Source organism: Streptomyces sp. NPDC004629 (assembly GCF_042873595.1).
Lineage (GTDB): Bacteria > Actinomycetota > Actinomycetes > Streptomycetales > Streptomycetaceae > Streptomyces.
On the sequence record NZ_JBIALO010000010.1, the window covers coordinates 25,878 to 44,074 of the forward strand.

Consider the following 18,197-nt stretch of genomic DNA (forward strand, 5'->3'; position numbering starts at 1 on the left):
GGACCCGCGCTCACCCGCCGGGGCAGTCGCCGTCCGTGGCCTTCGCCCGCCATCCGCCGACGGTCACGGTCACGGTCACCGCATCGGCGGACGGTGTGCCGATGCGGTGCGCCGCGGCCGCCGTACAGACCAACTGCCGCGTCGCGAGGCGGGACAGCCTGTCGATGCCGCCGGAGAGCCGGACCGTGACCGTGTCGCCCTTCACCGAGACGGTCGGGGCGTCCGCCGGGGCCCTCCCGGGTACGGCGAAGGACCCGCCCGGTGCCGGGGGCGCGGCGGTCGGTGCCCCCGGCACTTCGGTGGACAGGCTCCCGAGCACTTCGGCGGGCGTCGGTCCGGCGAAGAGCAGTTCCACGGCCGCCTGGACGTCCCCGGGACTGGCGGTCGTGCGCCGTACCGCGACGAGCGCCCCGTCCCGGACGAAGTACACCGGTGTCACCGGTACGATCCCGCTCGCCGGACCGCCGGCCTCCACCACCCCGGTCGCGGGGATCCCGCAGGCGGAGAGCGCGAAGAGGGCCGGCGCGAGCAGCAGCGGCATGAGCCGGCGGGTGGCTTTCATATCCGGTTCTCCTCGGGCACGTCGTCCCGCCGCAGCGGGAGTTCCACGGTGAACAGGGCGCCGCCCGCCGGATGGTTCGCCGCGCGGACGGTGCCGGCGTGCATCCGGACGTTCTCGGCGGTGATCGACAGTCCGAGCCCGCTGCCCTCGGAACGGGTCCTCGCGCTGTCCGATTTGTAGAACCGCTCGAAGACATGCGGCAGTACGTCGTGGGGGATGCCGGGCCCGCTGTCCCGTACCTCGATGACCGCGAGGCGCTCGGCCCCGGCGGTGTCGCGCGCATGGAGGCGCACCACCACCGGACGGGCGCCGTGCCGCAGGGCGTTGCCGACCAGATTGGCGACGACCACGTCGAGGCGGCGCGGGTCGACGCGACCGCGCAGCGCGTCGGGCGGCGGCAGATCCGTCCGTACCGACTCGGACCAGCCGCGGGCGGCCAGCGTGCGCCGGACGGACTCGGCGAGATCGATCTCGTCCAGGTGCAGCACCGCCGCGCCCGCGTCGAACCGGGACATCTCCATCAAGTCGTCGACCAGGCGGGCGAGTTTCACGGTCTCCTCACTGATCAGCCGCACCGCGGTGGCCGTGTCCGGATCGAGGCCGGCGGCGTCCTCGTCCAGCACGTCCGTGACCGCCGACATGGCGGCCAGCGGAGTGCGCAGTTCGTGCGAGACATCCGCGGCGAAGCGGCGGGCCCGGGCCTCCATCTCCCGCAACTCCGCAACCGACGCCTCCAGCGCGGCGGCCGTCTCGTTGAACGTGTGCGACAGATCGGCGAGTTCGTCCGAGCCGTTGACCGCGAGCCGCGTGTCGAGGCGGCCCTGGGCGATGCTGCGGGTGGCCTGCCGCAGCGCCCGCACCGGCAGCAGCACGCCACGGGCGGCCAGCAGGGCGAGCGCCACGGCGAGGACGAGCGCCGGCACCAGGGCGCGCTCGACGGCGGTGACCAGGGCGTCGACGTACGCCTGCTCGGTGGTCTGCGGAACGACGAGGAACACCTGCACCCCGGACGCCGTCTGCCGCCCGTTCGGGACGCCGAAGGTGACGGACGTGCCGACGACCAGTGAGGTGCGCCCGTCTTTGCGCACCCGCTGGAAGACGGTGGCCCGGCTGGATCCCACGGCCTTGCGCACGGCCGGCGTCAGCTCCTCGAAGCGGTCGCCGGGGACGGAGGCCGCGCTCGATTCCCGGAACGCGACCAGCACGCGCCAGTGGCCCTGCCCCTCGGTGGCCGCCACGTCGGACGCGAACCGCTGCAACGCCGACTGGTCGGGCGGAAAGCCGAGTTCGGGGGCGCGCTGGCTCACCTGGGTCCGCAGCTGTCTGATCACGGCGTCCTGGCTCTGCTGGAGCACTCCGGTGCGCGCCTCCCGGAAGGTCAGTGCGCCCGTCGTGGTGGCGGCGACGGTGGCGACGAGCCCGAAGCCGACCACCAGGCGTGGCCGCAGACCGCGCAGCCGAGGCACCCTCACCGGGCGGCGAAGCGGTAGCCGAAACCGCGCACGGTGTGGATGTAGCGGGGTGCGCGCGGCGGCTCGTCCAGCTTGGTGCGCAGTCGTTTCACACAGGCGTCCACCAGGCGGGCGTCGCCGTGGTAGTCGTGCTCCCAGACCGCCTCCAGCAACTGCTGCCGGCTGAACACCTGGCCGGGTGAGGCGGACAGGGTGAGCAGCAGCCGTCGCTCGGAGGGGGCGAGCGGTATCGGCACGCCGTTCAGGGTGACGGTGAGCCCGGCCCGGTCGACGGCCAGATCCCCATAGGTGTCGATCTTCGGCAGGGCGGGGTCGGCGGACGTCCCGCCGGCCCGGCGCAGTACGGCGCGGATGCGCGCGTCGAGCACCCGCGCCTGCACGGGCTTGACCACGTAGTCGTCGGCGCCCGCCTCCAGACCGACCACGATGTCCACCTCGTCGCCCCGCGCGGTCGCCATGATGATCGGCAGCGTCTGGTCGACGGCCCGTATGCCGCGGCACACCTCAAGTCCCGGCATGCCGGGCAGCATCAGATCGAGTACGACGATGTCCGGCCGGAAGGACCGCAGCCGGTCCATCCCCTCCTCCCCGGTCCCGGCGGCGACGACATCATGGCTCTGCCGGCGCAGCGCCAGGGTGACGCCCTCGCGGACGGCGCGGTCGTCTTCGATCAGCAGTACACGTGGCATGGGCCCAGTATCGGTATGCCGTGCGCCCGGCCGGAAAACTGTTACCGGTTGATCATATGGACGCGCCCCTGATCGAGCGTTATCGATCCGTTACGCATCGGGCCAAGGTCGATCACATTGCGGTCACACCGTGAACCATCGTGACTGCGTACCAAGGAAATTCGCCCGGCTCCCGTCGTCGCCGCAGCGGCCCGGCGTCCACCGCCGCGCGGAGTGACAAGCGGCGCGGGAGCAGACGCGCGAAGAGGCACCCGAAACGGCAGCTGGCCGGCGGTCTTGCCGCGTTGGCCGCCCTCGCGGCCGCCGGCTGTGCGGTGGTGGCATGGCAGCCGTCCGACGCGAAACACCCGGCAGCGGCGGACGCGCCCGGCGTACCCGCCGAGCACACCCCACCGGCCTCCCCGGGGCCGTCCGCACCCACGCCGAGCGCCACGGGGACATCGAGCGCCCGCGCCGAGGATCCTGCGCCCGCCCGCACCTCCGGCGCCGGCATCCCTCTCAAGGGGCCGGGCACATTCGTCACCGCGCCCGGCGAGAGCGCCGAGGCCGGCACGGGAAAGGTGCTGCGCTACCGGGTCGAGGTGGAGAACGGCATCGACGTGTCCGCCGCCGACGCCGCCGAGGAGGTGGAGCGCATCCTCCGCGATCCGCGCGGCTGGACGGCCGACGGACACTCGGCGTTCCGACGGGTCGCCACCGGCCCCACCGACTTCGTGGTCCGGATCGCCACACCGGGAACCGTCGACGACATCTGCGGGCAGTACGGCCTCGACACCGGCGGCGAGGTCAACTGCAGCGTCGACCGCAACGTCATGGTCAACCTCAAACGCTGGGAACTGGCGACCCCCGTCTACGCGCGCGACGTCACCGCCTACCGGGCCCTCATCATCAACCACGAGGTGGGCCACTTCCTCGGCCACGGCCACGTCACCTGCCCGGGCAAGGGGAAACCGGCGCCCGCGATGATGCAGCAGATCAAGGGCATGCACGGCTGCGTCCCCAACGTCTGGCCGTACGACACCGAGGGACACCTCATCACCGGCCCGTCCGTCCCGTGACCGAGGCGAGCCCCCTCGCCTCCGCGGTGGCGTCCCGTGGTCCGTCCGGATGTGACAGACCGCGGGCGAGGGGGACGACACACGCTTCGAGTCCTTCCTGATGCGGATGCCCGGACCGGCCCGAGGGGGCTCCTACCAGGCCACCGGCAGTTCCAGTGGGAAGCGGCGGATCGTCGCCGTGTCCCACTTCACCTCGTGTGGCGCCACCGCGAGCCGCAGCCCGGGGAAGCGCTCCAGGAGCCGCCCGACGGCCACTTCCAGCTCCGCCATGGCCAACGGCATCGCGATGCACCGGTGACCGCCCCAACCGAACGCCATATGGGGCGCGTTGGGCCGGTCCACGTCGATGGCGTGCGGATCCGGGTACCGTTCCGGCTCGCGGTTGGCCGTCAGGTACGACACATGGACGAAGTCGCCCGCGCGGATCAGCACACCGTCCAGTTCCACGTCCTCAAGAGCCACCCGGGGAATCCCGACGCCCTTGCGGAACGGGATGTAGCGGAGCAACTCGTGCAGCACATCGGTCAGTTTCCCGGGATGGTTCCTGACGTGTTCCATCAACTCGGGTCGGGTGAGCAGCAGGAACATGATGTCGCTGATCTGGCAGGTCGCCGTGTCCTGGCCGCTGAGCGCCAGCACCAGGGTCATGACCGCCAGTTCCCTGTCGTCGAGCTGTTCCTGGCCCTCCCGGGCGGCGGCCATCGCGCTGATGATGTCGGGACCCGGCGACTTCCGGCGCTGCTCGACGAGTTGGGCGAAGCAGGCCGTCAACTCGGCCTTGGCGTTGGCGGCGGCCTCCTTGTTGCCCTCGCCCACGACGAGCAGTCGGTGCAGGGACTTCTGGATGCGGGGCCACTCGTCCCGTTCGATGCCGAGCAGGTCGAGGACGGTCTGCTGGGGCAGCGGATCGGACAGGTGCTGGACCAGGTCGGCCGGCGGCCCCTGCCGTTCCATGTCGTCCAGCAGGAGATCCGCGAGCCGGACGATCCGGGGCCGCATGGCGTCGACATGCTGCTGGGTGAAGGCCTGCGAGGCCAGGTGCCGTACCCGGCTGCTCTGCGGCGGGTCCATCACGTTGATCGACTCGGGCGAGACGATGGGCTCCGGCGTCATCCGGGGGTAGTCGCGGCCGATGATGCCCGCCCGGCTGAACCGGTGGTCCGTGGTGACCTGCTTGACGGAGTCGAAGCCGGTGATCAGCCAGGCGTCGGCGTCGCCGTGGGGAAGCCGGATCTTCACGGGTTTGTCGCGGCTCATCAGGTCGGCGAGCACGGGATCGAAGTCCAGGGCGTCACTGAAGTCGAACGGGCAGGTGATGGTCTCATCGTTCCCGGTCATCGGATGGCTCTCCTCGGGGCAGTGGTACGACGTGGGGGTGTCCACGGCTGGCAGGCCGGGGCGGGACGCGGGTGGTCGGGACCGGGAATCCTGCTGTCGCTCGTCAGCCATGACAAATGCCTCCTGGCGCGATGGAAGCACGGCAGACGGTGCGGACCGGTGATCGGCACCGACGCGTTCGGCTCGATGGACTAATCGCCGTCATCGACCGACGGCGCGACCGTCCGGTACGGCCGATCGGCGCAGCGCCGCCCCCGCGGCCGGTCTGGGCGGTGTACCGGGGCATGCCCGATGACGCCGCCCGACCTGGGCGGTGCGGCGGCCCCGTCCCGGGCGCCGACCGCTGCCCCCGCAACCGGGGGAACCGGGCCGCGGCGGGCGACGGCACGGCCCGGCCGGCCCGTCACCCCTGGCCGGCGCGGACGCCGCCCGACCGCCCGCGTCGCGCGCACGGCCAGGTCACAGCGGGGTCACCGGCATCGGCCGTGCGCCCGCGCCGCCCGCCCGCACGCCGCGGTGCCGCCTCCCGGCGCACCACTACCTGGAAGGAGTGCCCCGGCCGCCACGATCGGAGGGCGGCTCGGCGCCGATCACATGGCGTGTACGGCGATGGCCCGCACGCACTCCATCGACTCGGTGCGGGTGGCGTCCACCTCCAGGTCGTGGACCACACCCCGGTGGACCACCTCCGTCCGGGAGGCGGCCATGCCGACGACCTGATCGCCCCGCGCGATCTCACGGCCCGCGGCGATGGCACCGTCACGCCGGACGCCGACCCACAGCACCCGCAGCCCGCCCAGAGCCTTGTGCCGGCGCCGCTGTGAGTCCGCGCCGCCGAGGAAGACCTCGTCGACGACGACCGGGGCGCCCGCGCGTGCCGCCGCGGCAGGCGTCCCGGTGGGCGGCGGGTGCGTCGGCGGTGTGCCGCTCAGCCGCCCGGCCCGCCCTGCGGACCCGTCCGTTCGGATTCGGCGGGGGAGCCGGCGTCGGCCGGCGCGGGCAGGGGCGAGCCCGCGGGCCCGGCGGCGCGGGGGGTGTTGACGGCGGGGGCGATGAGGACGGCCACGATGGTGCAGGCCAGCACGGCGATCATGGCGGTGCGCAGGCCGAGGTGGTCGCCGAGGAACCCGAGGCTGGGCGGCCCGACGAGGAACGCGACGTATCCGACGGTCGCCACGAGGCTCACCCGCGCCGTCTGGTCCGGGCCGGAGTCGCCCGCTGCGGACAGCGTCAGCGGGAACCCGAGCGAGGCGCCGAGTCCCCACAGCAGGACGGCCGTTCCGGCGAGCACCGCGCTGTCGGAGAAGATCACCAGAACAAGCCCCAGGGACGCGGACAGGGCACTGGCCCGGACCACGGCGCCCCGGCCGAAGCGGTCGACGAAGACGGCGCCGCCGAAACGCCCGAGGGTCATCGCCGCGGCGAATCCGGCGTACACGAGCGAGCCCAGCGCCGGGGCGAGCCCGTGTCCGTCGACCATCAGCAGCGGCAGCCAGTCGTTGGCCGCGCCCTCGGCGAGGGCCATGGACAGCACGATGAGGCCGATCAGCAGCAGCCTGGACTCCCGCCACAGCCCGCTGGAGGAGCGGCCCGCGGAACGCGCCGATCGCACCTCGCTGCGTCCGGTGCCCGCGGGCACGGCACGGAACGCGTACCCGAACGCCACCGCGGACACCAGCGTGACCACCGCCAGATGCCAGTGGGTGGGAAACCGGCCCGCCGTGGCGGCCATGCCCGCGACCGCGCCGATGACCGTGCCGAGGCTGAAGAAACCGTGCAGTGTCGGCAGCACCGTGCTCCGGGTGACCCGTTCGACGTCCGCGCCGTCGATGTTGACCGCGACCTCGCCCGATCCCATGCCCGCGCCGAACGTGAAGAGCCCCGCGGTGACGACGCCGGCCGAGGACAGGTAGCTGCCCGCCGCAATGACGGCCGTGCTGGCGATCACCAGGCAGGTGCCCAGGCCGATGACGGGCCGGGAACCGTAGCGGGCGACCAGCCGCCCGGAGCAGAGGATGCCGATCATGGAGCCGACCGAGAGGCCGAACAGCACGAGCCCCATCTCGGCCGTGGAGGCACCGAGCCGGTCCCGGACGTCCGGCGTCCGTGTCACCCAGGACGACATGGCGATGCCGGGGATGAAGAAGAACACGAACAGTGACCGACGTCGTCGGCGCGTGGCGAGATCCATCGGGCACAGTCTCCGCAGTGATCGAACAGGAGGCGCGGTTCCGGGGTGCGTGACGGGCGCGCCAGACGACGTGTACAAATGTACATACTGGGCCGGGTGTCGTGCAGAGGCAACGGGAGACGTCGATATGGCAGGGACATCACGCGGGCCGAACGACCCCGCACGGCGCGACCGCATCATCGGCGCGGCGCTCGACGTGATCGCCGAGCACGGGGCCATCAACGTCACCTACCGCAAGATCGCCCAGGCCGCCGGCGTTCCGCTCGGCTCGCTCACCTACTACTTCGACGACATGCAGCAGCTGCTCACCGAGGCGTTCACCCGGCTCGCCGAGTCCATGTCCGAGCGCTATCGCGCCCTGCTGGACGCCGCGCGGACACCGGAGGAGGCCGGGGCCGCCGTCGTCGAGATCATCTGCGGCGACACCCTCGGTAGCCCGCGGGAACTCCTGCTCTGCTACGAGCTGTACGCGTTCGCCGCACGCAATCCGGCGCTGCGCCCGGTCATGCAGTCCTGGATGTACGCCAGCAGGACCGCGCTCGCCCGGCACTTCGATCCCACGACGGCGCGTACCCTTGACGCGCTGGTCGAGGGCTTCTCGATCCACAACTCCTTCGACCCCACCCCGACGGCCCGCGCGGACATCGCCGCGGCCGTCACCGCGGTCGTCGCTCGCGGGCGCCGTGCGTCGCCTCCCGGCGCGGACGGACCGAAAGGCGCTCCGGCGAAGCCGGCGGGCCGCCCGAGCGCGCCCTGAAGGCCGCCGTTCGCGTCGCCGTCGGCCGTTGCCAAGTATCCGCAGAAGCCGCTGCCACGTACCGCAAAAAGGTGGGTACCGCGCACACCGGCATGCGCCGGTCGGCACGCCGGCCGTGTGGATCACGGGTGTCGTCGGCGCTGTTCGTCGCCTCGGCCGGCCGGCGATCGTCTTCTGACGTGCGCGGTCACCGCGTGGTGGCCGCCCGGATCAGGGCGGCCGCCGCGATCTCGACGTCCCTGTCGTCGCTCCAGCGGCCCAGCGAGAGCCGCAGCGCCCCCAGCGCCCGCTCGGCGGGCAGGCCCATGGCCGTCAGGACGGGCGACGGCTCGTACCGGCCGCTGTGGCAGGCCGAACCGGTGGAGGCCGCGATCTCGGGGCAGGCGGTGAGGAGTTCGAACCCCAGGGCGCCGTCAATGCTGACGTTGAGCGTGTTCGGCAGCCGGTCCACGGCCGGGCCGTTCAGGTGGACGCGGCCGGGCAGCCCCTCGGCCAGCCGCCGCTGGAGGTCGTCGCGCAGCGCCGCGATCCGCGCGGCCCGGCCGCCGGCCGGCTCATCGGCGGCGAGCCGTGCCGCGGCGCCGAGCGCGACGGCGAGGGCCACGTTCTCGGTGCCGGCGCGCAGCCCGTGTTCCTGGCCGCCGCCGTAGACCACCGGCTCCAGGCGCACCCCGTCGCGTACGTAGAGGGCGGCCGTGGCCTTGGGCGCGTACATCTTGTGTCCGACCACGGTCAGCAGATCGACACCCAGCAGCCGCACGTCCAGAGGGAGTTTCCCGGCGGCCTGGGCGGCGTCACAGTGGAACAGCGCGCCGTGCGTGCGGGCGAGGCCGGCCAGTTCGGCGACGGGCTGGAGGGCACCGGTCTCGTTGTTGGCGGCCATCACCGACACCAGCACCGTCTCCCCGGTGAGGGCAGCGGCGAGTGCGCCCGGGTCGACAAGGCCGGCACCGTCGACCGGAAGCACCGTCAGCCGTGCGCCGTGCAGCCGCTCCAGGGCCCGTGCCGTCTCCAGCACGGCCGGATGCTCGGTCGCCTGGGTGATCACATGGGGCCGGGCGCGGCCGGAGGCCAGCACCGCGCCGCGCAGGGCGAGCAGATTCGCTTCGGAACCCGAGCAGGTGAAGACGATCTCGGGGGGCCCGGCCCCGATCAGGGCGGCCACCCGGTCACGCGCCTCGGCCAGCGCCCGGCGGGGCTCGGCGCCGTAGGGATGGCTGCTGGAGGGGTTGCCGAAGAAGTCGCTCAGGTACGGCGCCATCGCCTCGGCGACCCGCGGGTCGACGGGCGTGGTGGCGTTGTAGTCCAGGTAGACCGGCCCGCCGGCCAGTGCGGGGTGCGGCGGGAGGGCGTCGCCGGTCATGTCGGCTCCGCGGCGGCGACGGGCATCGCGGTCCGGGCGGTCTTTGTCATCCAGCCTCCATGAATCCAGCCGCCGAAAAAGCCGGGGAATGCCGTAGATGAAACAGGGCGCTCCGAGCGAACGCCGCTTGCGACACGCTGGTCACCAGGCGGTTGCGGTGCCCACCACGGCGCCACGTCGCCGGACCGCTGCCGGCCGGGCCGTATGGCCCGGTGCCACCGGGACCACGCTGAGGGCGGTGACGCCGGCGTCGCGGTGCGGTCGGCCGGTCTCAGAGGCGGCTGTAGCGCTGGATGTCCTCGGTGAACTCCTCGACCGCCTTCGCGGTGAGCGTCGGCCGGGTGTCGGCGATGGCCGTCATGTAGTCCTCGGTGCCGGCCGGCCGGCCCTGGGGGTCGGTGACCTCGCGTTCGAAGGCGGCCTGTGCGCCCTTGCGCGCGGCGAACTCGATGTCGGCCGGGGTGAACAGCTCGCTGGCCCCGACCAGTTGGGTCACGTCCACCGTGTCGGCCGCGGCACCCAGATAGCGGGTCCAGATCGCCGCGCGGGCGGTGGTGTCGGGCGGCCCGATGGGGATGACGTAGTCGAACCGGCCCGGCCGCAGGAAGGCCGCGTCGAGGGAGCGCACGGAGTTGGTGGCACAGACCAGCAGCCGCTCGTCGTGCTCGCGGAAGACGGGGATCAGTTTGAGCAACTCGTTGGTCACCCCGTGCCCGGGATCCACCGCCTTGCCGGACCGGGCGCCGGCGATCTCCTCGACCTCGTCGATGAAGAGCAGCACCGAGTCCAGTTCCGCCAGCTCCGCGAAGACCTCGCGCAGCGCCGCGGCGAGTCCCTCGCTCGTGTCGGCCGCGAGCCGGGACGGGAACAGCTCCACGAACGGCCAGCCGAGCCGGGAGGCCACCGCCTTGGCGAAGCTGGTCTTCCCGGTGCCGGGCGGCCCGAACAGGATGACCGCCTTGGGCGGGACGACGCCGTAGCGGTCGGCCAGCGCCGGCTCCGTCAGCGGGAGCACGACACGGCGTTCGACGACCAGTTTCTCGCGTTCCATGCCGGCCATGGCGCCCCAGCACCCGGCGGGCAGCATGCGGCCGCCCAGGGCCGCGAGGACATCGACGTTCGGGGCCCCGGGCGGTTCGACCTTCTCGTAGTAGATCAGGTCGTCGCGAGAGCGGTAGCCGGAGTTCTCCAGCGCTTTCGTCCCGGGCGACCCGGCGGGCAGCAGCGCGCTGCTGTGGCGGATGCCCAGGGCCCTGAGCCGCCGTTCCAGCTCGGCGAGGAGAGCGCTGCCGATGCCCCGCTTGCGCCACTGCGCGGCGAGCGCCACCAGCAGGATCCATGCCCGCTTCCCGCACGCCTCGGCCACGGCCATGCCCACCAGTTCGTCGCCGACCGCCGCGACCACCGCCGTCTGACTGGTCTTGGCCGCGGCCATCACCTCGGAGATCGGAAACACCCGGTCCTCGTCGGCGCGGTGGCTCTGGTCCCAGATCTGGACGGCCTGGTCGAGATCGTCGTCGTGATAGTCGCGCAGATGCCATGCGGGCATCGCCACCACCTCACAGGGTACGGGGACCTCATTGTCCCCCGCGGGCGCTTCGGGGAGCACCTTGAGCCGGGGCGGGCCGCGGCGGCGCCGCAGCGCTCAGCCCGCCTCCTGCCCGCGGGCCGCGGCCCGGTGGGTGAGGGGTGCGCGCAGCCCGAGGTGGGAGCGCAGCGTCGTACCGGTGTACTCGGTGCGGTACACGCCGCGCTCCTGCAACGCGGGGACGAGCAGGTCCACGATGTCGTCGAGGCCGTCGGGGATCAGGTACGGCGTGACGTTGAAACCGTCGATCGCGCCGTGCCGCACGAAGTGGGCGAACTTGTCGGCGAGACCGGACGGGGTGCCCACGTGGCCGCGCTGGGGGCCGAGCGCGATGACCGTCTCGCGCAGCGACCAGCCGTGCGCCTCCGCCTTCGCGCGCCACTCGGCCACCACCGTACGCGGGTCGGCGATGCGCCGCGCACCGAAGGAGCCGTCGTTCTCGGTGACGACCGGATCCTCCTTCGGCAGCGGGCCGTCGGCGTCACGGCCGGACAGGTCGATGCCCCACAGCAGTCCCGCGATCCCCAACGCGGTCGCGGGGGTGACCTGTTGCAGCCGGATCCAGCGCTTCTTCTCCAGCGCCTCCTCCTCGGTGGCGCCGAGGATGATCTCCGTGCCGGGCAGGATGCGCAGGTCGTCGTCGGGCCGCCCCACGGCCCGCAGCCGGCGCCGGATGTCCTCGGCGAAGCCGAGCGCGTCGTCGAAGTCCGAGCCGTGCGCGGAGAAGATGACGTCGGCGTTGCGGGCGGCGAAGTCGCGTCCCTCGCCGGAGTCCCCGGCCTGGAAGATGACGGGATGGCCCTGGGCGCTGCGCGGCAGGGTCGGGGCGAGGTCGACGTCGAACTGCGGTCCGCGGTGCCGTACTCGGCGTACGGCCGAGGGCGCCGACCAGGCGGGGGCGCCCGCGGAGCCGGCGACGGCACGGTCCTCCCAGCCGTCCCAGAGGGCGCGGGCCACGGTGAGGAACTCCTCGGCGCGCCGATAGCGCTCGGCGTGGTCGAGGTAGCCGCCCCGGCGGAAGTTCGCGCCGGTCCAGGCGTTGTCCGTGGTCACCACGTTCCAGCCGGCGCGGCCTTCGGAGAGCAGGTCGAGGCCGGACAGGCGCCGGGCGAGGTCGGCGGGTTCGTTGAAGGTCGAGTTGGAGGTGGAGACCAGGCCGATCCGGCGGGTGACGGCGGCCAGCGCGGCGAGCTGGGTGATGGCGTCCGGCCGCCCCGCCACGTCGAGATCGTGGATCCGGCCGTCGACCTCGCGCAGCCGCAGCCCCTCACCGAGGAAGAACGCGTCGAACAGGCCCTGTTCGGCTCTTAGGGCGACCCGCTGGAAGGAGGCGGGGTCGATCTGCGAGCCGCTCTCGGGGGCGGACCAGATGGTCCAGTGGTTGACGCCCTGGAAGAACACGCCGAGGTGGAGCCGCGCGTGCGGCCGGGGGACGTCGAGGGGGTCGGTGCGGGTCATCGGGCATCCTCCTGGGTGGCCGCGACGGCGAAGCGGTTGGCGGGGCGGCGCAGACCCAGGGTCGAACGCAGGGACGTGCCGGGCAGCGGGCGGGTGATGCGGCGTCGTTCGGCGAGGGCGGGGAGCACGAGCCGGGAAAGGACGGGCAGGTCCTCGTCCAGCACCAGCGGATGCAGTCGTACGCCGTCGACGACTGCGCTCAACTCTTCCAGTAGGGCCACCAGTTGGGATGCGGGCCCGGTGTGGCGCAGTCGGCCGCGGTCGTTCCAGGGCGCGTGGCGCTCCAGGTCGGCGACGCGCTCGGCACCGGTGGCGTCCGGCGTGTCCAGGGCGACCTCGACTTCGGCGAACACGAGCGGGGTGCCGGCGTCCGCCGCGGCGGCAGCCAGCGCCGCACGGTCGCGGCCCGTGACCAGGGCGACGTCGAGCCGGTCCGCGGGCACCGCGTCCGGGCGGCCGAGGACGACGAGCTGCCCCTGGGGCGGACGCGGCACGATCGCCGGGCCCTTGACCGCGTACGTCTGTCCGGTGAAGTCGATGTAGTGCAGCCGGTCGCGGTCGAGGTAGCGGCTGGTGGCCACGGAGCGGATGACCGCGTCGTCCTCCCATGAGTCCCACAGCGCGCGGGCCACCTCCACACCGTCACCGGACTCCCGTGCCCGCGCGGCGGCGTCGCCGACCAGGGGACGCCCCCAGGCGCGGGCCGCCTCGGGCCGGTCCTCCTGCGTCACCACCCAGCCGGCCCGGCCCGCGGAGATGTGGTCCAGGGACGCCAACTGTCCTGCGACATGGAAGGGTTCGGCGTAGGTGACCGGTACGACGGGCGCGATGCCGATGGTGCTCGTGGACGCGGCGACAAAGGCCGCACGCTCCACCGCGCCGATACGGCCCACCGGATCGGGCGCGGCACCGGGCGGCAGCACGCCGTCGTCCAGGGTGATCAGGGTGAACCCGGCGTTCTCGGTGACGGCGGCGAGGTGGGCCACCCGGCGTGGGGTGAGGAGTTGGTCGGGGGAGTGGGCGGCGCGGCGCCAGGCCGCGGGATGGGCGCCGTCACCGTCGAGTTCGACGGCGAGGTGCAGGGCGGGACCGGGCATGGGTGATCCTTCCGGGAACACGGGAGCGGACGGGCGCGGGGCCACGACGAGACGGCCGGCGGTGCGGGCCGGCAGGGTCAGATGTGTACGGAAGGACAGACCGCGGAGGAGGTGCGGCAGTAGTCGACATGCCGCCGGGTGATCAGAGGCGTACCCGTGCCGGCACCCTGCGGTGCCACGCCAGGTACGCGCATCGAAGTCCTCCACCGGTCCGGAACGTGCGGGTTCAACGTAAGTGGTCGGTCCGGGCGCGTGTCAAGGGCGCCGTCAGTCGGTGGGCGCGGCGTCGCGTGTGCGCTGATAGTGACGCCTGGCCTTCATCCGGTTGCCGCAGACGGCCATGGAACACCAGCGGGCCTTGTTGGTCTTGCTGCGGTCGACGAGGAACCGCCGGCAGTCCGCGTTGGCACACGGCCGCAGGCGTCCGGGCGTCGTCTCCTGCAATGCGCTCCAGGTCATGATCGCGTCCACCGCCATCCGGCGGTCCGTGGGGACGTCGAGTTCCCAGGAGACTCCGGCGGGGGAGAGGCGCGGGTGCGCGGTGACGTCCGCCAGGAGCGGGGTCAGTGACGAGGCCGGGTCGCTGCCGCGGATCACGGCCTGCAGGGCGTCGCGGGCCCGCACGAGGTGCCGTCGCTCCTCGGCGGTGCCGCTGCCGCCGTGTGCCTGCTGCCAGAGCCTGGCCGCCTCCGGGTCCGCGAGCCGGTCCTGGACGGCCCCGCCCTCCACCGGCGTGGTGTTGAGGAGCTCCAGCAGCGTGTCCTGCCGCTCCCGATCGGCCACCTCGCGCCTCCTGACCTGCCTGATCGTTCGACAGGCTACACGAGCCCCCTCACCCGACCAGCCTAACCATTGAACGCGGCTTGACGGGTTAGGGGTGGTGTGCTCGACTGGCCATGTGACCGACGAAGTCAACAGAAGGGTCAGGGATATGGCTCCCGCCGTGCACCACCGCACCGCCACGGTCGACGGCCTTGAGGTCTTCTATCGGGAGGCCGGCGACCCGAAGACACCCGCGGTCGTCCTCCTCCACGGCTTCCCGACCAGCTCGCACATGTTCCGCCTGCTGATCCCGGCCCTGGCCGACCGCTACCACGTGATCGCGCCGGACCACATCGGGTTCGGCCAGTCCGCGATGCCGGCCCCGCGCGACTTCCCGTACACCTTCGACGCCCTCACCGACGTCACCTCCGGGCTGCTTCGGCACCTGGGCATCGACCGGTTCGCGATGTACGTACAGGACTACGGCGCCCCCATCGGCTGGCGGCTCGCGCTGAGGGACCCGGACCGCATCACCGCGATCATCACGCAGAACGGCAACGCCTACGAAGAGGGCTTCGTCAAGCCCTTCTGGGACGGCCTCTTCGCCTACGCCGAGGCGCCGGGACCGGAGACCGAGGCGTCCGTGCGCGGCGCCCTGACGCCCGAGAGCATCCGCTGGCAGTACGTCAACGGCGTGGCCGACCCCAGCCTGGTCAGCCCCGACAACTGGGTCCATGACCAGGCGCTGCTCGACCGGCCCGGGAACGACGAGATCCAGCTCAGGCTCTTTCGCGACTACCCCACCAACGTGGACCTGTATCCGCAGGTCCACCGGTACTTCCGCGACTCGCGAGTGCCGCTGCTGGCGGTGTGGGGCGCGAACGACGAGATCTTCGGCCCCGCGGGCGCGGAGGCGTTCGGCCGGGATCTGCCCGACGCCGAGATCCATCTGATCGACTCCGGCCACTTCGCCCTGGAGACCCACCTGGGCCCCATCACCGACCACATCCGCACCTTCCTCGCCCGCACCCTGACCTGAACCGGCGGACGGCACGGCGGCGGTGCTTTTCCGCACCGGCGGCAGTTGGTCAGTCGGCCGCAATGGGCAGGTTCGGCCCGCCCACGAGGAACCCCCGCAGACGGGGGGCGTGGGAACGGTCAGGAATGGAGAAGCGGGGGGTGGGGAGGCGTGGCTAGCTTGGCGGGTATGACGTCCATCGAACCCGTCACCCTTGAGGTGGCCGACCCCACGGCCGCCCGCCGCTTCTACACCACCGCCTTCGGGCTGGACACCCAGGTGCGTCTGCGTGCCTCCGAGGCGCCGACGACCGGCTTTCGCGGTTTCACGCTGTCGCTCACGGTGTCCCGGCCCGCGACCGTCCGCGGCTTCGTCGACGCCGCCCTCGACGCCGGCGCGAGGCCGCTCAAACCGGTCGCGAAGTCCCTCTGGGGCTACGGCGGTGTCGTACAGGCCCCGGACGGGACGATCTGGAAGGTGGCGACCTCCGCGAAGAAGGACACCGGCCCCGACACCCGCCAGATCGACCGGATCGTGCTGCTGCTGGGCGTCGCGGACGTGGCCGCGAGCAAGCGGTTCTACGTCGAGCAGGGCCTGGCCGTGAGCAAGAGCTTCGGCCCCGTGTACGTCGAGTTCGCCACCGCGTCGAGCCCCGTCCGACTGGCGCTGTACCGGCGCCGGGCCCTGGCCAAGGACGCCGGTGTCCCCGCCGAGGGCACCGGTTCGCACCGGCTCGTGATCGGCGGCGCCCGCGGGCCCTTCACCGACCCGGACGGATTCGCGTGGGAGGCCGCGTCCGTGGCGGCGACGTCCTGAAGTCCCCGCGCTGTCCCGCAGCCGGGCGTGCACGTGGCGTGCCGGTCGCACGGGGCCGCGAGCGGGTTGTCCCCACGCTCGGTGTACGGCGGGTGAGACAAATCGACGGTCCTCGCTCTCACTTCGGCGGCGCGGACGCCGGTGCCGGTTAGTGTCCGACGGCGTATGACGCGTGCGGTGCGAGAACGCAGCGCGAGAACGCAGCGCAAGAACAAGGAGACGGCATTGAAGGCAGTCGCCATCCAGGCGTTCGGCGGTCCGGAAGGTCTGGCACTCATCGATCTCCCCGCCCCGGACCCCGGCCCCGGACAACTGCTGGTCGTCGCTGAGGCGATCGGCGTCAGCGGCGCCGACACCCTGATCCGGAGCGGCGCCCTCGCCGGCTACGGCTTCAAGGAAGGGCACGTCCCGGGCAGCGAGGTGGCGGGCACCGTGACCGCGGTCGGCGACGGCGTCGATGCGTCCTGGGTCGGCCGGCGGGTGTGGGCGTTCACCGGAACGGGCGGCGGCTATGCCGAGCAGGCCGTCGCTGCCGCCGGGGAGATCCTTCCCCTTCCGGCGGGCCTGTCCGCGGTCGACGCGGTGACGCTCGGGAGTTCCGCGGTGGTGGCGCATTTCGGCCTCGCCCATGCCCGCTTCGCTCCGGGCGAGTCCGTGCTGGTGCGCGGTGCCGCCGGGAGCATCGGGATCATGACGGTCCAGCTCGCGGCCCGTGGCGGTGCCGGTGCGGTGGCGGTCACGACCTCGTCGGCCGAGCGTGGGCAGCGGCTGCGCAAGCTGGGCGCGACCCATGTGCTGGACCGCTCCGGTGAAGGAGCCGAGGATGCTCCCTCGGGTTTCGACGTCATCATCGACGTCGTCGCGGGCGCGGACATGCCCGCCTTCTTCGGCAGACTCAACCCCAACGGACGCCTGGTCGCGGTCGGCGCGGTCGGAGGTCAGCCGCCGGCGGACTTCGGCACCAGGATGATGGCGGCGTTTCAGAAGTCGATGTCGTTCGCCACCTTCAGCGCCGCGACCGTGCCCGCATCCGACCGACGTGCCGTGCGCGCCGGGCAGTTCGCCGCCGCGAGCCGTGGTGAGCTGCGCACGGTGGTCCACGACGTGCTGCCGCTGGAGCAGGCCGCGCTGGCGCACCGCAAGATGGACTCCGGCGAGGTGTTCGGCAGGATCGTGCTCACGCCGTAGCCGCCGGGGTGCGGTGCGCAGTCTGTGCGGGTGGGTGGTGGCTGGGCGCGCAGTTCCCCCCTGGTGGGTTGCCGTGGGCGTGTGACTGTGCGGGTGCTGGGGGCTGGTGTCGGTGGGGGCGTTGGTCAAGGGGTGACGGGGTCGGGTTCCGGGGGGAGGATGGTTGTGCGCTCCTCCTCGTTCGCCCACGACCAGGTGACGGCGGCCGCGGCGACGGCGAGGGGGAGCATGCCCACGATCATGGCCAGCCCCTCCAGCGGGTGCCCGGCGGCGATGACGCCGAGGGCGGGCAGGTCGAGGAGCGGTGCGGCAAGGAAGAGGTACAGACACCGGCCCGGGTCGCCCAGCCGGTGCCGGGTGCGGCCGACGACCGGGACCCAGAACACCACGGCCGCCGCCACCAGCACCGGCTCCGTCACCAACGAGCCGCCCGGTGGCCGCAGTGCGGCCGCCGGGCCGGCGAGCACCGCCCACGCGTGCGTCAGCACCAGCAGCGGGAGGGCGGCACCGGCCGGCAGGCTCACCCGCTCCCACAGCGGCGCCCGCCGCAGGAGCAGGACGAGGCCCGGAACCACGGCGGCGAGCACAAACCCGGCGAGCCCCATCGCCACCACGGACGGCAGCGGGGACATGTGCGTCGAGTGGTCCATGCGGTTCCTGCCCGTGTTGTGGCGCGGACCTCCAGGGTCACTGGGACCTTACGAAGGTTCCGGACGGGTCGCGAGCGGACACACCGCCCACATGGCGGGCAGGGCCCCTGACCGGCGATGACGCCGGTCAGGGGCACCCAGGATCTCCAGGGTGCCGCCGTCGGCGACGGACAGGCCCAGCAGGAGGCCG

At 72.8% G+C, this 18,197-nt stretch carries 16 protein-coding genes and 1 pseudogene; 5 read left to right on the forward strand and 12 right to left on the reverse strand.

What is annotated here, in order from left to right; all coding sequences use genetic code 11:
- Positions 1-10: 10 nt before the first annotated feature.
- Genes ACFYTE_RS16755 through ACFYTE_RS16765 form a run of 3 tightly spaced genes read right to left on the reverse strand, consistent with a single transcriptional unit; the run spans position 11 to position 2,723 of the window.
- On the reverse strand, positions 11-562 hold the full coding sequence (locus ACFYTE_RS16755; RefSeq protein WP_388710215.1) for a hypothetical protein: 552 nt from the start codon (positions 560-562) through the stop codon (positions 11-13).
- A complete protein-coding gene (locus ACFYTE_RS16760) occupies positions 559-2,034 on the reverse strand; it encodes a sensor histidine kinase (RefSeq protein ID WP_388710217.1) in 1,476 nt (491 codons plus the stop codon). Before ACFYTE_RS16760 ends, ACFYTE_RS16755 begins: the two co-directional genes overlap by 4 nt.
- Complete coding sequence (locus ACFYTE_RS16765; protein WP_388710219.1) at positions 2,031-2,723, reverse strand: response regulator; 693 nt, start codon at positions 2,721-2,723, stop codon at positions 2,031-2,033. Before ACFYTE_RS16765 ends, ACFYTE_RS16760 begins: the two co-directional genes overlap by 4 nt.
- Positions 2,724-2,863: 140 nt before the next feature.
- Here ACFYTE_RS16765 and ACFYTE_RS16770 point away from each other — a divergent pair, with 140 nt between their 5' ends.
- A complete protein-coding gene (locus ACFYTE_RS16770; RefSeq protein ID WP_388710221.1) occupies positions 2,864-3,781 on the forward strand; it encodes a DUF3152 domain-containing protein in 918 nt (305 codons plus the stop codon).
- A gap of 132 nt (positions 3,782-3,913) precedes the next feature.
- Here ACFYTE_RS16770 and ACFYTE_RS16775 read toward each other — a convergent pair whose 3' ends face one another.
- The 3 genes and pseudogenes from ACFYTE_RS16775 to ACFYTE_RS16785 form a co-directional block, all read right to left on the reverse strand.
- On the reverse strand, positions 3,914-5,119 hold the full coding sequence (locus tag ACFYTE_RS16775) for a cytochrome P450 (protein WP_388710223.1): 1,206 nt from the start codon (positions 5,117-5,119) through the stop codon (positions 3,914-3,916).
- Positions 5,120-5,709: 590 nt separating this feature from the next.
- Positions 5,710-6,006, reverse strand: a pseudogene (locus ACFYTE_RS16780) (chloramphenicol phosphotransferase); the annotation flags it as partial.
- A gap of 41 nt (positions 6,007-6,047) precedes the next feature.
- The gene (locus ACFYTE_RS16785; protein WP_388710225.1) at positions 6,048-7,310 is read right to left on the reverse strand and encodes an MFS transporter; all 1,263 of its coding nucleotides are present in this window, start codon (positions 7,308-7,310) and stop codon (positions 6,048-6,050) included.
- A 127-nt stretch (positions 7,311-7,437) separates the two neighbouring features.
- Here ACFYTE_RS16785 and ACFYTE_RS16790 point away from each other — a divergent pair, with 127 nt between their 5' ends.
- Positions 7,438-8,067 (forward strand): TetR/AcrR family transcriptional regulator, encoded by a 630-nt coding sequence (locus ACFYTE_RS16790; RefSeq protein WP_388710227.1) that lies wholly within the window; start codon positions 7,438-7,440, stop codon positions 8,065-8,067.
- Between the two features lie 187 nt (positions 8,068-8,254).
- Here ACFYTE_RS16790 and ACFYTE_RS16795 read toward each other — a convergent pair whose 3' ends face one another.
- From ACFYTE_RS16795 to ACFYTE_RS16815, 5 genes are all read right to left on the reverse strand, one after another.
- Positions 8,255-9,430, reverse strand: coding sequence for a cysteine desulfurase family protein (locus ACFYTE_RS16795; protein WP_388710229.1), 1,176 nt, complete (start codon positions 9,428-9,430; stop codon positions 8,255-8,257).
- Between the two features lie 271 nt (positions 9,431-9,701).
- Entirely contained in the window at positions 9,702-10,979 is a 1,278-nt protein-coding gene (locus ACFYTE_RS16800; protein ID WP_388710231.1) for an ATP-binding protein, read from the reverse strand.
- A 96-nt stretch (positions 10,980-11,075) separates the two neighbouring features.
- Complete coding sequence (locus tag ACFYTE_RS16805; protein WP_388710233.1) at positions 11,076-12,476, reverse strand: NtaA/DmoA family FMN-dependent monooxygenase; 1,401 nt, start codon at positions 12,474-12,476, stop codon at positions 11,076-11,078.
- A complete protein-coding gene (locus ACFYTE_RS16810) occupies positions 12,473-13,573 on the reverse strand; it encodes an LLM class flavin-dependent oxidoreductase (protein ID WP_388710235.1) in 1,101 nt (366 codons plus the stop codon). The genes ACFYTE_RS16805 and ACFYTE_RS16810 overlap by 4 nt, the downstream gene beginning before the upstream one ends.
- Positions 13,574-13,840: 267 nt before the next feature.
- Complete coding sequence (locus ACFYTE_RS16815) at positions 13,841-14,356, reverse strand: CGNR zinc finger domain-containing protein (protein ID WP_388710237.1); 516 nt, start codon at positions 14,354-14,356, stop codon at positions 13,841-13,843.
- A 148-nt stretch (positions 14,357-14,504) separates the two neighbouring features.
- Here ACFYTE_RS16815 and ACFYTE_RS16820 point away from each other — a divergent pair, with 148 nt between their 5' ends.
- From ACFYTE_RS16820 to ACFYTE_RS16830, 3 genes are all read left to right on the forward strand, one after another.
- Positions 14,505-15,374 carry an alpha/beta fold hydrolase gene (locus tag ACFYTE_RS16820; protein WP_388710239.1) on the forward strand — a complete coding sequence of 290 codons (870 nt, stop codon included), beginning with the start codon at positions 14,505-14,507 and terminating at the stop codon, positions 15,372-15,374.
- 168 nt (positions 15,375-15,542) lie between these two features.
- On the forward strand, positions 15,543-16,169 hold the full coding sequence (locus ACFYTE_RS16825) for a glyoxalase (protein ID WP_388710241.1): 627 nt from the start codon (positions 15,543-15,545) through the stop codon (positions 16,167-16,169).
- Between the two features lie 225 nt (positions 16,170-16,394).
- Positions 16,395-17,357 (forward strand): zinc-dependent alcohol dehydrogenase family protein, encoded by a 963-nt coding sequence (locus ACFYTE_RS16830; protein ID WP_388710243.1) that lies wholly within the window; start codon positions 16,395-16,397, stop codon positions 17,355-17,357.
- 125 nt (positions 17,358-17,482) lie between these two features.
- On the opposite strand, the gene ACFYTE_RS16835 is transcribed toward ACFYTE_RS16830, so the two are convergent.
- Positions 17,483-18,007, reverse strand: a complete 525-nt coding sequence (locus tag ACFYTE_RS16835; RefSeq protein WP_388710245.1) for a hypothetical protein — start codon at positions 18,005-18,007, stop codon at positions 17,483-17,485.
- Between the last annotated feature and the right edge of the window lie 190 nt (positions 18,008-18,197).